We start from the raw sequence: 15,425 nt of genomic DNA on the forward strand, positions 1-15,425 counted from the left end.
GAGCCATACATGTTCAACAACTAATAGGAGAATCGGAATCTCTTATTGTTTATATCGCGTTGAAAGTAATTCTTAGAAGCGGAAGTCCCGTTCGCCGTGTTCCATCTGTTTGATGTAGTTGGCCGATGCTTCTTTAACCTTTTCATTGCGGATAAGATCTAACTGTTTTTCAATAACCGCTTCGCCGGTAGCTTTCGTTTCATCCGTTGCATAGTCAAGCAAGTATTCGTTGAGGGTCATCAACGCGTTTGGTTGACAGCAGTTATGAATCTGGCCGCTCTTCGCCAAGGCCATGAAGCGGTCGCCCGTACGGCCCGCACGATAGCAAGCAGTACAGAAACTAGGCACATAGCCGAGTTCCAACAACCAGTCAACAATTTCATCGAGACTGCGACGGTCGCTGGTATCGAACTGCGCCGAGTTGTCTTCCGGTAATTCTTCTTCTTTGTAGCCGCCTACGCTGGTACGAGAACCACCGCTGATCTGCGAGATACCGAGAGCCAAGCCGCGTTCACGCATGCGCTGACTTTCACGAGTGGACATAATCATACCGGTATATGGTGTAGATACACGAATAAGGGCTACGATTTTTTCAAACGTATCATCCGGCACAGCATTGCTGAAATCATCTACATCGATGTCATCAGCCGGGCAAATACGCGGCACGCTGATTGTGTGAGGGCCTACGCCGAATACGGCTTCCAAGTGTTCCGCATGCATCAACAAGCCGACGAAGTCGTAACGGTAATGTTCAAGACCGTATAAAACGCCGATACCTACGTCATCAATGCCGCCTTTCATAGCACGGTCCATGGCTTCCGTATGGTACGCATAGTTACTCTTAGGACCATGGGGATGCAAGTTTTCGTAGTTTTCTTTGTTGTATGTTTCCTGGAACAAAGTGTAAGTACCGATGCCCGCTTCGTGAAGTTTCTTGTAATCTTCAACTTCGCAAGCAGCAATATTTACGTTTACACGACGAATTTCGCCGTTTTTATTCTTAATGCTGTAAATCGTTTTGATACATTCCAAAATGTATTCCAACGGATTGTTTACAGGGTCTTCACCGGATTCGATAACGATACGTTTGTGCCCCATTGCTTCCAAAGCCAACACTTCTTCACGAACCTGTTCCTGTGTCAACTTCTTACGGGTAATATGACGGTTTTTGGCATGATACGGGCAATATACGCAGCCATTTACACAGTAGTTGGACAAGTATAAAGGGGCGAACAATACAATGCGATCGCCGTAAATTTTGCGTTTAATATCTTTAGCCAAAGCAAATAATTTATCTTTATATTCAGGCAACGGGCATTCCAATAAAACAGCCGCTTCGCGGTGATTTAAGCCATTCATGGTCGCCGCTTTTGCCAAAATTTGGTCCAAAATTTCACGATTTTCTTTATTCGCTTCCGCATAGGCCAACGTATCAAGAATCTCTTCGTGGTTAATAAACTCTTCTGCTTTAGAAGATTTTACATCGTACATACTGGTCTCCTTTACTCATACCATAGAGAAGTCCTGTGCCCTCGTCCTTTCCCAAGTACGAGCTCAATGACAGTCCACACTTCGACTGCCTATTCAGGTCAAGCATACTTACTATGCACTTCACTTCTTCTATATTGAATCTCTTGAATATGTCTTATATTATACACCTTTTCTCCACTTTTGAAAATAAAAACACCACCTAATAAGCCCGTTTTTATCATTATTTGATTGATGTTAGTTGCTCATCGAATTTTCTCATTACCATGCCTATTTAGCGCATACAAATAGGCATTTCAGACATTACATTTATATCGCATAAAAAGAACTGTACTGTCTTAAAATGGCATGCAAAAAAGCCCCCGATATAAATCAGGGGCTCTTGTATATTCGTTTCAGCTTACGCTTCTACTGGGTATACGCTAACTTTACGGTTATAGCGACCAGCACGTTCGAAAGCAACTTTACCAGGAACTAATGCGAATAAAGTATCGTCTTTACCAATACCTACATTAGTGCCGGGATGGAAATGAGTACCACGTTGACGAACGATGATGTTACCGCTTTTTACTACGGAACCATCATGACATTTAACGCCAAGACGTTTGGATTCGCTATCGCGACCGTTACGTGTACTGGATACACCTTTCTTATGTGCAAATAATTGCAAATCAAAAGTAAACATTCCGTTCACCTCCTATGTTTCACTAAGTGATACAAAATCATCATATTGGCGAGCAATTTCTTGGAAGCCAAGAACCATGGTTGCCAATATAGCCTGTCCCTTTTCTGTGATTGCCCCTTGTAATTCAATGGTACATTCACCGGAACTGTTCTCGTAAATACCTTGCTGTTCAGCTACTGATTGTAACCCCAAAATGGCGGTACAAGACAGTACGGAAACGGCGGCACATACGATATCATAGCCATGCTCGTCATAGCCGGCATGTCCGTTAATGGAGCAAGCAACAATTTGTTGTGCCTCATTACGACGAATATGAATCTTAATCATGACTTACGCCTGAATGGATTCAATGCGAACTTTTGTGAACGGCTGACGATGACCTTGGCGACGACGATAGTTGGATTTTGCTTTGTATTTGAAAACTAAAATCTTCTTCGCTTTACCATGTTCAAGTACTTTACCTGTTACTTTTGCACCGTCCACAAGTGGAGCGCCTACTTTAACGTCACCGTCGTTAACTACAGTTAACACTTCGTCAAACGTTACGGATTCTTCAGCAGCTGCTTCCAATTTTTCGATAGTAATTACATCGCCTTCGGCAACGCGGTATTGTTTACCACCGGTTTTAATAATTGCGTACATTGTGACACCTCCTTGTTTTCGAACTCGCTGAATACGGTATTCTCTCATGCCGGAATCGGGATGAGTGAAATTTACACACCTCTCCACGCGGCTGCAATAGTTGGGCGTACCCAAACTATGACTAATTTATTTTACATGATTAGACAATAAAAGTCAATGACCTATCTTCATAGTTTGTCATCGACTTCTTAAAAATTAAAAGGGATTCTTCAAATTCAATTAAAGCACTACAGCTAACCTATTACGCCCTCTCCCTAGATAATCTGTAAATGTTGCAACAAAATTTTTAATCCGATTAAAATGAGCACGACACCACCCAGTACTTCTTCACGGCCGCCCAAAAATCGTTTTAATTGTTGCCCCAAAAATACCCCCACCAAGGAGATAAGGAACGCAACCACGCCGATTAAACCGCTGGCACCCCACACATTGATGTCCATAAAGGCAAACGTCAAACCGATGGCTAAGGCATCAAGACTGGTAGCAAAGGCCAATACTACAATTTCACGCCAGCTTACCAGTTGGCATATAATATGAGCTTCTTCTTCGGCCGCCTTTTTACTGTTGCGTATCATATTAATCCCCAAATACGCCAGTAAACCGAAAATAATCCAATGATCGTAATCATTGATTTTATCCGCCAATTGAGCACCTATAACCCAGCCAATAAGCGGCATAGCCATTTGGAATATACCAAACAAAAGAGGCATTCCTACTCTCTTTAAATCGTCCCGACTCGTGAGACAAGGGCCCTTAGCTACGGCCACTGCAAACGCATCCATGGCCAAACTTAAGGCAACTAACACGAGCTCCCACATTGACATACAGCATGCACCTCACTTAAAAGGTAAATCAATAACCTAACTATTATATCGAAAAAAATAAGACTTAGCAAGCTAAGTCTTAAAAATTTTACAATCGATTAGTCAAGCGCCAAAGGTCCATTCGACGCACAAAGCTTAATGTGCGAATGGTTTACTCATCCCCTAAGGCGAGCAAAGAGTACGCTTCCCGGCTCATAGTCGGTTGCACTTCCACCTTAATAGTCCGTTTGCATTCAGCTTCCAAATCAGCCACAACGGATTTTGTGAAGTATTGTTTTACCTCCTCATTGACTTCAATGAGTACATTAGATTTCAAACGGCCGCCTCGATATAATTCCCGTAAGCGCCGAATAATCTGTAAATACACGGTTTCCGCCGAAAATAATTGACCGGTGCCGCCACATTGGGAACAAGTATCAAATAAAATACTCTGCAAGCCTTGTCGTTCCCGTTTACGGGTAATTTCTACGAGCCCTAAAGAGGTAATGCCGCACACCACGGTTTTTACCCGATCCTGACGAACCAGTTGTGTCAAATAGGCCACCAATTCATCCCGTTGTGCTTTCTTTGGCAAATCTATAAAGTCACACACGATGATACCACCGATATCGCGCAAGCGCAACTGTCTGGCAATCATCTTGGCGGCCTCACGATTCACTTCCATGGCTACTTCCCCGGCGGTGCCGGAACGACCCGTAAAATGACCGGAATTAACATCTATTACCGTCAAAGCTTCCGTCGTATCGATTTTCAAAAAACCGCCGGACGGTAAATCCACGGTAGCATTTAACAATATATCAAGCTGTGACTCTACCTGCCACTCTTTAAAAATAGGTTCCGCCGAATTATGGAGCTGCAGCGAAACGGCCTCCGTCATGTTAGTGATACTCAACAATTCCTGCAACCGTTCGTAAGCCCCGCCGTCATCTACGATGATTTCATTAACATCATGGCCTAAATATTCGCGGATAACGCGGAACCAAAAATCCGCATCACTATAGAGCTCAGAGCCACCCTTGGCCACCTTGTAGCGATTTTGCAATTGCTGCCAAGTACGCCAAAGGAATTCCATATCCCCCTTTAACTCATCCGCCGTAGCTTCCGCTGCCGCAGTGCGCAGAATAAAACCGCAACCGTTCGCTAAATACGGCGCTGCCATATCAGCCAATTGAGCGCGTAAATTGTCATCGGTAATACGCTTGGAAATATGGAGCCCTTCCGAATAAGGCAAAAGCACCATAAAACGACCGGCCAGGCTCACGTCGGCACTGACGCGCGCCCCTTTGCCGAGCATTTCTTCCTTCACAACCTGGACGAGTATATTTTGACCTACAAAGAGTTTGCCCATAGCCTTAGTCTGCTTACCTTGTTTCAAATTAACGTACGCATTTTGCTTAAGACCAATATCAACGAACGCCGCCGACATGCCGGGCAGTACATTGCGCACTATGCCCTTGTAGATATGGTTGATGGTCTCGTCACGAGTGGGACGATAAAAGGCTGTATCTACCAGCTCATTCTGCTCATCCAACACAACCATACGAATTTCTTCAGCCATCACATTGGCTACGATTCGTTTCATGGCAAACTCCTTTCTTTATACTTATACCGTTACATCTAACGGGGACAATAACTCCCCATCCCGTTCCACCATGATTTCATGGCGATGAATGGAGTAACCGTCGGTTACAGGCCAGCCGTATTTTTCACGGCCAAGTTGCCATACATCCCCCGGTTTCATGGTACCTTCCGGATATATGCCGATGCCCATGGTTAGAGTCACGCGGTCACCGTCAAGGCGCGCTGTAATCGGTTCTTTTACAAAATGCTTCACATCGATAGTACGGGTTTTCTTCGGTGTCACCTTTTCATAAGCGATTTCCGAAGCCTCATTGAACTCTTTTAAAAGTTCATCCCAATTGACATCGGCCGTTATCGGACCGGATACTTCATAGACCGCATAGTTACAAATGGCCATGAGTTTTTTTACCTTATCCGGCATTTCACGACCGGACATTACGGTGAGTCCCGGCGGTGCTACCCGGTTTAAGCGCTCCATAATGGATTCCACGGTGGCCTCATCTTCCAGAATATCCATATCAAGATATTCCACTTCCGCCGTAATACCCAAGGCTAAAGCGGAGGAAAAGCTTATTTTCATATGCGGGTTAAAACCTTCCGAATAGGCCATTTTAATAAAAGCACGACGAATCATACGTTCCACGGCCTGTGCATAATCCAGGTGCGATAAAAATCGCATTTCTTCGCCCTTACTTAAGGCCAAACGTAACTTTTTCAACGCGTCCACCCTCCTGATAATCTACAATCGCCGTATTAAGTTCCGGACACACATTACAGCCGTTACATGGTAAGCGGCGGCAGTCACGGGTCAAGGTTGCCTCAACGGCACGGTCCCATTCCTGTTTTAAGTATTTCTTGGAAACAGTATCATCTAGATGATCCCATGGCAACGGTTCATCAAAATCGCGGTCGCGACGGGCATAGTAATCAGGATCGATGCCTGTATTTTTGAACGCCTGCATCCATTTATCAATGGAGAAGAATTCAGTCCACCCGTCAAACTTACAGCCTAATTTCCACGCTTCAATCAATGTTTTCGCCAAACGACGGTCGCCGCGGGCAAACACCGCTTCCATATAACCGGTAGCCCCGTCATGATAATGATAGGAAATATTGCGGTTATTGATGAGCGTTTTTAAATATTGCTGTTTACGATGAATTTCTTCCACCGACTGCTGGCCGTACCACTGGTATGGAGAATGACTCTTCGGCACGAAGAAGGATACGCTGACCGTTACCTTGCCATTTCGTTTGCCCGTGATTTCACGATGTAAATCAAGTACTTTATAGGCCAAATCGGCAATGCCTGCTACGTCTTCATCCGTTTCGGTCGGCAAGCCCATCATGAAGTACAATTTAACCGTATTCCAGCCCGATTTAAAAGCATTGGTACAAGCGGCGATTAAGTCTTCTTCGCTAACCCCTTTATTGATAACATCACGCATACGCTGGGAGCCCGCTTCCGGCGCAAACGTCAAACCACTCTTGCGAACTTGCTGCACTTTTTTGGCAATATCGATTGAGAACGCATCGATACGCAATGAAGGCAAGCTTACGCTGACCTGCTTGTCCTTAAATTCTTCCATGAGCATGTCAACCAGTTCCGGCAAACGGGAGTAGTCGGCGGAGCTCAAGGACATAAGGGAAAATTCGTTATAGCCCGTATTGGCAATGATTTCTTTCGCCAATTGAACCAGTTTTTCCGGTGAACGTTCACGCACCGGACGATATAACATACCGGCCTGGCAAAAACGACAGCCACGGGTACAACCGCGGAACAATTCCAATACGGCACGGTCATGAACGACATCGATATACGGTACAACCGGTTTAGTTGGATAGAAACAGTTGTCCATGTCTTCGATGATACGTTTCTGCACTACTGCCGGTGCCTCTTCGGCCAGCACTTTCATGCCTTTGAAATCACCTTTTTCGGTATACTGCGGTTCATATAAAGACGGCACATAGTTACCCGGAATCTGCGCCATTTTGCGCAAAAGCCCTTCTTTGCCGCCCGGGAAGCCGGCCGCTTTTTCCTGACGGTAGAGTTCCACCATTTCAACGATGTGCTCTTCCGACTCACCGAGGTTTACGATATCTACAAAATCGGCAATCGGCTCCACATTGTATGCACAAGGACCACCCGCCGTAATGAGTGGGAAGGACAAGTCTCGGTCTTTACTGTAGAACGGAATGCCGCCCATATCCAACATGTTTAAAATGTTGGTATAACTCATTTCATATTGTAAGGTAAACGCTAAGAAATCAAAATCTTTAACCGGTGTCTTCGTTTCCAAAGAATACAACGGAATGTTGCGTTTACGCATTTCCTCTTCCATATCATGCCACGGCGCGCATACGCGTTCTGCCGCCACATAGGGTAATTCATTGAGCAAGGAATATAAAATCTTAATACCTAAGTGACTCATGGCCACTTCGTATACGTCAGGAAAACCAAAACACATGGTAACATCCATATCTTTGTGATCTTTCACAACGCTATTCCATTCGCCGCCTGTATATCGCGCGGGCTTTTGTACATGCTGCAACCAGCTCGCATCTAATTGAACCATAGGACCTCCGATTCAAAATCTATCATAATGACAACTTTCTGAAGTTGCCTTTCACTTTCATTAAAACATTTTAAAACTTCTTCTAAGGCTATTTTTATAGCCTCTGCTATTAATTTATTGGGCGTAATTTCAATCAATCTAAAATTAAATTTAGAACATTAACTTCTTGCGGTGCATTGCAATATTAAGCAATAAACCGACACTAATCATATTCGTGGTCAACGCACTGACACCGTAACTGATAAACGGCAACGGAATCCCCGTAACCGGCATAATACCGGTCGTCATACCTACGTTAACGAGCACTTCGAATACCAACATGGAGCCGATACCGGTAGCTAAGAGTGTACCGAAAGTATCGTTGGCACTGCGGGCAATCATAATACTGCGATAAATTAAAAGGAACAATAACAATAATACGATTACACAGCCTACAAAGCCTAATTCTTCCCCGATAACGGAGAAAATAAAGTCTGTATGATTTTCCGGCAAGAAGTTTAACTGACTTTGCGTACCTTCAAAAAGGCCCTTACCGAGAATCATACCGGAACCGATGGCGATTTTCGACTGAATAATGTGATACCCGGCCCCAAAGGGATCAATATTCGGGTTTAAAAATACTAAAATACGTTGTTTCTGGTATTCTTGCAAAACGAACCAACCTAACGGCGCCAAAACAACGGCAACACCTACGATGATTTGTACCAAACGCATCCGAATGCCTGCTACGAAGAGCATGCCGCACAAAATGGCCAGATATACCAAGGATGTACCAAGGTCAGGCTGTTTAAATACCAATAAGGTCGGAATCCCTACATATAATACTATCGGCACCAGCGAGCGAAAGGTGTTCAGTTTATTCACTCGATTTTCCATCATTTGCGCCATACTGATAATCATGAGTAATTTCGTGAATTCCGACGGCTGAATGGTGATTGGCCCGATTTGGATCCAACGCTGCGCACCTAAAGCGGATGTACCGATAAGCATAACCGCTACCAACAGTAATATGGTAATAAAATACAGTGGCCGTCCCCACGAACGAAGGCGACGATAATCAAACCATTGCATCATAACAATAACTACTGTGTTAATTACAAAAAACATAAGTTGTTTACTCACTAAATCGTTTATGTCGAGACCATCACGATTTACATGAGTGGCACTGCCAATGATGACAACACCTACGCTAATGAGCAGGAGCGTACAAATTACGACGGTCCAGTCCCATTCGCGCCAGATTCTATGCCACATATATACCTCCTAGCGCATACGGCTACGACCATAGGCTTGAAATTTTCTTTTTAAAAACTTCAAACAAGCTCATTTTCTTAGGCTGTGCCGGTTCTTCTTTCTCTTCTGCCGATTCATCTGTTACTGCTTTAATTTCAGCAGCTGTTTCCTCAGCAACTTCTTTCGCTTTATCTACTACTTCTTCCGTTTTATCTTCTACAGTTGCCACTACTTCTTCAACTTTATCTGTTACAGCTTCTACTAAGTCCTCAGCTTTTTCTGCCACCGCTTCAGCTTTGTCGGTTGCGGCATCTGCCACTGCTTCAGCTTTATCTGATACGGCATCTGCCACTGCTTCAGCTTTGTCTGATGCGGCATGTGTCACTGCTTCAGCTTTGTCGGTTACAGAATCAACTATATCTTCCGCTTTAGCCGCTGCCGTTTCAGCCGTAGATTTGGCTGCTTCAACAGCTACTTTCGCCGAAGATGCTACCGGTGCGGTCATCTCGGTTTTAACCGCCTCAACCATGGATTTTGCTTCAACCGCACTGTCCTCAGAGGCTTCATCTGCCACATCGCTGACAGCCGGAACAGCACCAACTTTAGCGCCATTGCCAACCAATTCATTTTGGGTAGCCACATCGCTATGGGCCGACACAGAGTCTCGATTTACTTCTAAAGTCTCAACTTCAACGCGTTCGCCTTCTACAATTCTGTCTACCATAGGCTCAGCTGTAGCGGCTTCGGCTACGGCCGCAGTCACTGCTGCTTCAACCTTCGTATTGGCCGTTGGCGTTATTTCTTTTGCTATTTCCTCAGCCGCTTGTAATTGATACCAACGGTCCAGCAATTTTTCTTCCGGCCAAACTTCGGATGTTTCAATGTATTCAAGGAGCGGTACCATCATGGTATCCACTGCATCATCACAGAATTCATGTAATGTACCATCCTGTGCCCAGCTCATAAGCTTAATGCTGTGAGGCAGAATGGTTGCTAATTGTTCTACCTGTAACGTCGCCAAAGCTTCTTCAACGGCTACGGCTACTTCACTGCGGCCTACGTTATTTAAAATTAAAGCATAGTTGAACTGACGTTCTTCGTGACAAAGCTGCATAACGCGCTGCACCGCACGAAGCGATACCCACATAGGTTCCGCTACGAGCAATAATTGATCAGCGGCTTTGAAAACGGCTTCATTGCCGCGACCGATACCGGCCGGCGCATCAATAATGACGAAATCATAACTTTCCGCCAGTTTTTTTATAAGTTTCGCATAACCTTTGCGCCCCACATCTTCCCAGCGGCGAGTCTGAGTTGCCGGTAAAAAGTCAAAATCGTCCGTTAACGGTATAATAGCACTGTCCTGATTGCAGTTATCTTTCCAAATATCTACAGCATCAAAAAAGATATCATTTTCTTTGCCAATGACTAAGTCTAAATCACGCATCCCAAAATCGGCATCGGTAATTAACACGCGATGACCTCGACGATTTAAAGCAGCACCAATATACGCTGTCATTGTAGTTTTACCAACGCCGCCCTTACCGGACATAATAGCTATAACCTTTCCCATAGCAACTCCTTTCCTTTCTCACTACCATAACCCACTACACAATCAATCTCAAACATACCTATAGCAGTAAAAAATTCAGAAAATAAACACATAACAAATACTAAAATTATTAACACTTAACAGATACTAAAACTTAACCGTTAAACTTGAATAACTAAACAATGTTTTAACGTTGTTGCGGTCCTGTTACCGCTGTATTCGATGAATTATCACCGCCTGCAGCGGTTGAACCGTTTGCTGTATTACCGGTATTAGTTGAAGTAGTTCCTAGAGAATTATTATTTGCTGCACTATTAGTATTGACACCGGTTGACGAACCATTCCCATTAGTACCGTTTTTATTATCAGTACCGGCACCATTAATATGGAAATATTCAGCTAGTACGTCTCTAACAATCGGACCGGCCGAGCCGGCACCAAAACTACCTTGTTCTACCAAAGCAACTACAACAATACGCGGTTTATCATATGGTGCATAGGCTACAAACCAACCATGGTCACGGCCGGTGGAGTTTTCCGCCGTACCGGTTTTACCGGCGATTTCAATAGGCCACCCTTTAAAGAGCGCACCTGCTGTACCGCCTTCGGCTGTTACGTCGCGCAATGCATTACGGATTAAATCCATAACTGTTTTTGAAACTTGTAATACGCCCATTTTTTTAGGTCCGAAAATTTCTGCCGGTGTACCGTCGCTATTATCGATACGACTTACTACATATGGTTGGTAACGAATACCACCATTAGCTACTTCCGACATCATCATAGCCATCTGAATTGGCGTTACCAAGGTAAAGGACTGACCGATGGCCGCATCGAAGGTTTCCCCTAAATACCAGTCTTGATCAAATACTTTACGCTTGTATTCCGGACTTGCCAAGTTACCGCTGGATTCACCATAGAGCTTAATGCCCGTTTTTTCACCCAACCCAAACAACTTCGCAAAACGGTCCAGTTCTTCAATGCCTACACGATTACCCATTTCATAGAAATAAACGTTATCCGATTTGGCCAAGGCTGTATTAAAATCAAGCCAGCCTAAAGCTTCACCTTCGGCATTTCGCTTGTCGATTAACCAGTGACGACCACTATCGAATATCATCTCGTTAGGCGTTACTTTTTTTAGTTCCAATGCAGCTGCACCGGTAATAATTTTAAATGGTGAGCCCGGTGGATATTCACCGGAAATAACCTTATTATCAAACGGATGATTTGGGTCGTTATTAAGTTGATTCCATTGTGCCGATGTAATACCACGGGCAAACCAGTTCGGATTGAAACCCGGTGCACTTACCATGGCGAGAATAGCCCCCGTATTCGGGTCCATAGCTACAACCGCCGCACCTTGGGCCGGAATGCCTTGAGAACGGAGTGACGCCAATTGATCGGCTACCGCTTTTTCAGCCGCTTTTTGTAACGGTAAATCAATGGTCAAATGAATGTCTCGCCCCGGAATAGTGTCCTTACGGCCCACTTCCGCCACGGGGCGACCGGTAGCATCTACTTCTACCTGCTTACCGCCGTCGATGCCACGCAATACATCATCATACATTTTTTCAAGACCGGAGCGTCCTAAAATAGTGCCCGGTCCTACCGGTGTTTCTGGATTTTCCGCTTTAAGCTCATTCAATTCATCTTCGCTGACTTCACCTACATAACCGAAGAGTTGTGATGCCAAAGAATCATATGGATAGTATCTCAATGGCTCTACATCAATGGTTACGCCCAGCAATTCATGGCGATGTTCTTCAATCATAGTTACGCGGTCCATCGTAATGTCCGTGGCCAAGCGAATCGGCTCATAGCCGCCCTTATGGGCTGCAATTTTACTTTGAATCACGTCCGGCTTAATATTAAGCATTGTGGCCAAACGGTTGAGTTCGCCCGGATCGATATCCTGCCCGGTTGGTACAATGGATACCGTATAAGCTGGCCGTGAACCGGCTACAATCTGACCGTTACGATCATACATGACCCCGCGCGCCGCCGTTACCGACACCATGCGCAGGCGATTGCCTTCCGCCTTGGTGTGGTAATATTCGCCATCCATAATCTGCAGATAAAATAAGCGAATAATAAGAATAACAAATATAGCGCTGACTATATACATTAAGGCATCAAAACGGCCTTTTTTATTCTTTTTATATAATGCTTCAAGCACGCCGATGCCTCCTTAATTGACTACCAAATATATTCGTCTTTCTCCTCCATGTTCCATAAAATTTCATGAATCATAATGCCCAAGAGCCCGTTGAGCCACCAAACAGGCCAAATATGATGCCATAAATACGAACCTACGAGAATATCTTCACGCCCCAACCAGAGCATACCAATGCGGAAAATAATATCCGCCAAAGTACCTACGGAAACCCACGCAAAGGTAATATACCACTGCTCTTCGTATACGCTGAATGACCAGATGCTCACAATGTAAGCAACGGCGATATATGGGAATAAGTGAAGTCCAAAAGAATTCGAGATCAAAATATCATGGACTAAACCGCCTGTAATAGCGGCCATAAGGCCGATACGACGGCCTTTGAGCAAAGATAATACAATAACCCAAACCAGAATCAAATTCGGTATCCACCCTTGCCTAAAGAGCATGGGCAATACATCGGCTTGAATCAAAAAGGTAAATATACCCATGAGTATGTATATTAGAGTTCTCATTGCTGCGTCGCTCCTTTTACCCCTTCAACTTGGTCACGCTGTGTTTGCGGTACCAATTTTGGAGTTAAGCTTGGCTTATCCAATTCGCCTTCGCGAGAGCGCATAATAACGAATACTTCTTCTACATTGCGTAAATCGGCCGATAATTGTACGACCGCGTTTTTAACAAAACCTTCCGAATCATTATCAATTCGCGTTACATGACCAACCAAGAGACCTTTCGGGTAAATCCCGCCGTAGCCGGAGGTAATCAAGGTATCGCCATTCAATACGTCGCCATCGCGAGCCACGTTAACCAATAAAGGCTCATCCGGATTGCTACCGTTACCTTTAACAATTGACGCTACACGCGATTCTGGACGCTGTACGATAACGCCGATAGCCGTACGCGGATCAAGTATGGTCTGTACGCGAGCTGAATGAGTATATACGTCGCTGATAAAACCAACTACCCCACCGGGAATCACAACTGGCATATTCGGTTCCAAACCGTCTTCACTACCGCGATCAATAGTAAAGGTATTGGTCCAAGTCCCCACATCGCGGGTCACCACAGTCGCCGCCATCATATCAAATTGAGGATGATTGTTCTGAAAAGACAATAACTGACGTAAACGCATGTTTTCAGCTACTACTTCATCATAGTTTGTTACGCGTTGCAGTAATTGTGCATTTTCTTCACGAATAGCGTCTATTTCTTTAGTACCATTAATAGCTGTATCAATAACGGCAATGCCGGTATGAATGGATCCTAAAAATCGCGAAGCGCCATAAGTAAACGGTGTTGTTACTCGCTCCAACGGTACCGTTACATACGGAATAGCAGTTCGTTGTTTCCACGCATAGCCTAAGAGCGCTAAAAATACGCAGCATAATCCTACTACGACTATTAACCGTCGTTCTGATGAAAACATTACGCCCTTCCTTTCCGATTTTTCGATGCAATAATAAAACGATCCATCCGTGCAAATTCTTTGGACGCTTGGCCCAAACCAACCGCCACCGCATACCCCGGTTCCGGCGGTACCTGCACAGGAATCCCCAATTCTTCACTAATGCGCTGACCAAGGCCTTCCATAAGTGCCGTAGCACCGGTTAAAGTCATACCGCGCTCCATAATATCCGCTGCCAATTCAGGTGGCGTCTGTTCCACAACGGATTTAATTTCATCTACAATCCGTTGTAATGTGTCCTGCATAACCTGGTAAACTTCCGATTTACGAATAATAATTCGTTTCATCAGACCATTGGCAATATCGCGCCCCATGAAAGAAACTTCCAATTCTTCCTGTGGCGGCAAGGCCGTTCCCAGTTCCATTTTAATACCTTCCACCGTTTCTACAGCGACCATTACGGAATAGGTATTTTTAATATATTGTAATATAGCTTCATTAAAATCATGACCGCCAATACGTGCGGAGTGAGCAATAACCTTGCCCCCTAAGGACATAACGCCGATATCGGTGGTACCGCCGCCAATATCTACAGCCATACTGCCACATGCTTCAAATACCGGCAAATTACAGCCTAAAGCAGCCGCCACCGGTGCTTCCACCAAGTACGCTTCGCGCGCTCCGGCCTGAATAATAGCGTCCGTCATGGCTCGTTTTTCCACATCTGTAATACCGCAAGGCACGGCCATAATAACACGCGTACGACCTACGGTACGAGACGCCTTACTCATGAAGTGGCGCAACATAGTGAGCATAACACGATAATCTACAATAAAACCGTCGCGCAACGGGCGAAGTTCATCCAGCATGTCAGGGGTTCTAAGCAAAAGTCGTTCCGCATCGGCACCAACAGCTACGATACCTTCCTGTTTCGTATCGGTAGCCACCAGTGACGGTTCGGACAATACGACCCCGCGCCCCTGCACATGTACATGGGTATTCACGGTTCCAATATCTATGCCTAAATCTCGTCCTAAGGACGAAAAAATACGAATCATATGTTTAGTCTCCTTACTTTACTCATCCCTATATTATACTATCGGCAGTAAGGATAAATCAACCAAATCGGCGCTTGTTCTCTAATTATCACGCCCTATTCATACTGCTGTATTTTTGTAAAAACAGGCCCGGCAAACATAAATCTCATCGCCAAAAATTCATTTTCAAATCTTCCTTTTTATACTCAGCCTGTCCCTTTATTAT

14 protein-coding genes are annotated in these 15,425 nt (G+C 44.7%); all 14 read right to left on the bottom strand.

Annotation, left to right across the window (positions count from 1 at the left end):
- Positions 1 to 72: 72 nt before the first annotated feature.
- Positions 73 to 1,491: a [FeFe] hydrogenase H-cluster radical SAM maturase HydG gene (gene hydG / locus CCC71_RS09390; protein ID WP_296333520.1), complete on the bottom strand. Its 1,419-nt coding sequence runs from the start codon at positions 1,489 to 1,491 to the stop codon at positions 73 to 75.
- 397 nt (positions 1,492 to 1,888) lie between these two features.
- Complete coding sequence (gene rpmA, locus CCC71_RS09395; RefSeq protein ID WP_006555123.1) at positions 1,889 to 2,173, bottom strand: 50S ribosomal protein L27; 285 nt, start codon at positions 2,171 to 2,173, stop codon at positions 1,889 to 1,891.
- A gap of 12 nt (positions 2,174 to 2,185) precedes the next feature.
- On the bottom strand, positions 2,186 to 2,500 hold the full coding sequence (locus CCC71_RS09400; RefSeq protein ID WP_006555124.1) for a ribosomal-processing cysteine protease Prp: 315 nt from the start codon (positions 2,498 to 2,500) through the stop codon (positions 2,186 to 2,188).
- Positions 2,501 to 2,503: 3 nt separating this feature from the next.
- Positions 2,504 to 2,815, bottom strand: a complete 312-nt coding sequence (gene rplU / locus CCC71_RS09405; RefSeq protein WP_006555125.1) for a 50S ribosomal protein L21 — start codon at positions 2,813 to 2,815, stop codon at positions 2,504 to 2,506.
- A gap of 254 nt (positions 2,816 to 3,069) precedes the next feature.
- The gene (locus CCC71_RS09410) at positions 3,070 to 3,639 is read right to left on the bottom strand and encodes a manganese efflux pump MntP (protein WP_021841674.1); all 570 of its coding nucleotides are present in this window, start codon (positions 3,637 to 3,639) and stop codon (positions 3,070 to 3,072) included.
- A gap of 151 nt (positions 3,640 to 3,790) precedes the next feature.
- The gene (locus tag CCC71_RS09415; protein WP_296333523.1) at positions 3,791 to 5,221 is read right to left on the bottom strand and encodes an Rne/Rng family ribonuclease; all 1,431 of its coding nucleotides are present in this window, start codon (positions 5,219 to 5,221) and stop codon (positions 3,791 to 3,793) included.
- Between the two features lie 21 nt (positions 5,222 to 5,242).
- A complete protein-coding gene (locus CCC71_RS09420; protein WP_021841676.1) occupies positions 5,243 to 5,938 on the bottom strand; it encodes a TIGR03936 family radical SAM-associated protein in 696 nt (231 codons plus the stop codon).
- The gene (locus CCC71_RS09425) at positions 5,910 to 7,793 is read right to left on the bottom strand and encodes a TIGR03960 family B12-binding radical SAM protein (protein ID WP_296333524.1); all 1,884 of its coding nucleotides are present in this window, start codon (positions 7,791 to 7,793) and stop codon (positions 5,910 to 5,912) included. The genes CCC71_RS09420 and CCC71_RS09425 overlap by 29 nt, the downstream gene beginning before the upstream one ends.
- 150 nt (positions 7,794 to 7,943) lie before the next feature.
- Entirely contained in the window at positions 7,944 to 9,047 is a 1,104-nt protein-coding gene (rodA, locus tag CCC71_RS09430; protein ID WP_021841678.1) for a rod shape-determining protein RodA, read from the bottom strand.
- A 22-nt stretch (positions 9,048 to 9,069) separates the two neighbouring features.
- Positions 9,070 to 10,599, bottom strand: coding sequence for an AAA family ATPase (locus tag CCC71_RS09435; protein ID WP_156704640.1), 1,530 nt, complete (start codon positions 10,597 to 10,599; stop codon positions 9,070 to 9,072).
- Between the two features lie 166 nt (positions 10,600 to 10,765).
- Positions 10,766 to 12,757, bottom strand: coding sequence for a penicillin-binding protein 2 (gene mrdA / locus CCC71_RS09440; RefSeq protein WP_296333526.1), 1,992 nt, complete (start codon positions 12,755 to 12,757; stop codon positions 10,766 to 10,768).
- A gap of 20 nt (positions 12,758 to 12,777) precedes the next feature.
- Complete coding sequence (mreD, locus tag CCC71_RS09445) at positions 12,778 to 13,269, bottom strand: rod shape-determining protein MreD (protein WP_021841682.1); 492 nt, start codon at positions 13,267 to 13,269, stop codon at positions 12,778 to 12,780.
- On the bottom strand, positions 13,266 to 14,183 hold the full coding sequence (gene mreC / locus CCC71_RS09450; RefSeq protein ID WP_021841683.1) for a rod shape-determining protein MreC: 918 nt from the start codon (positions 14,181 to 14,183) through the stop codon (positions 13,266 to 13,268). Before mreC ends, mreD begins: the two co-directional genes overlap by 4 nt.
- Positions 14,183 to 15,220, bottom strand: a complete 1,038-nt coding sequence (mreB, locus tag CCC71_RS09455) for a rod shape-determining protein (RefSeq protein WP_021841684.1) — start codon at positions 15,218 to 15,220, stop codon at positions 14,183 to 14,185. The genes mreC and mreB overlap by 1 nt, the downstream gene beginning before the upstream one ends.
- Positions 15,221 to 15,425: the final 205 nt, after the last annotated feature.

It is taken from the genome of Veillonella sp. LMAG:90 (genome assembly GCF_008679445.1).
Lineage (GTDB): Bacteria > Bacillota > Negativicutes > Veillonellales > Veillonellaceae > Veillonella_A.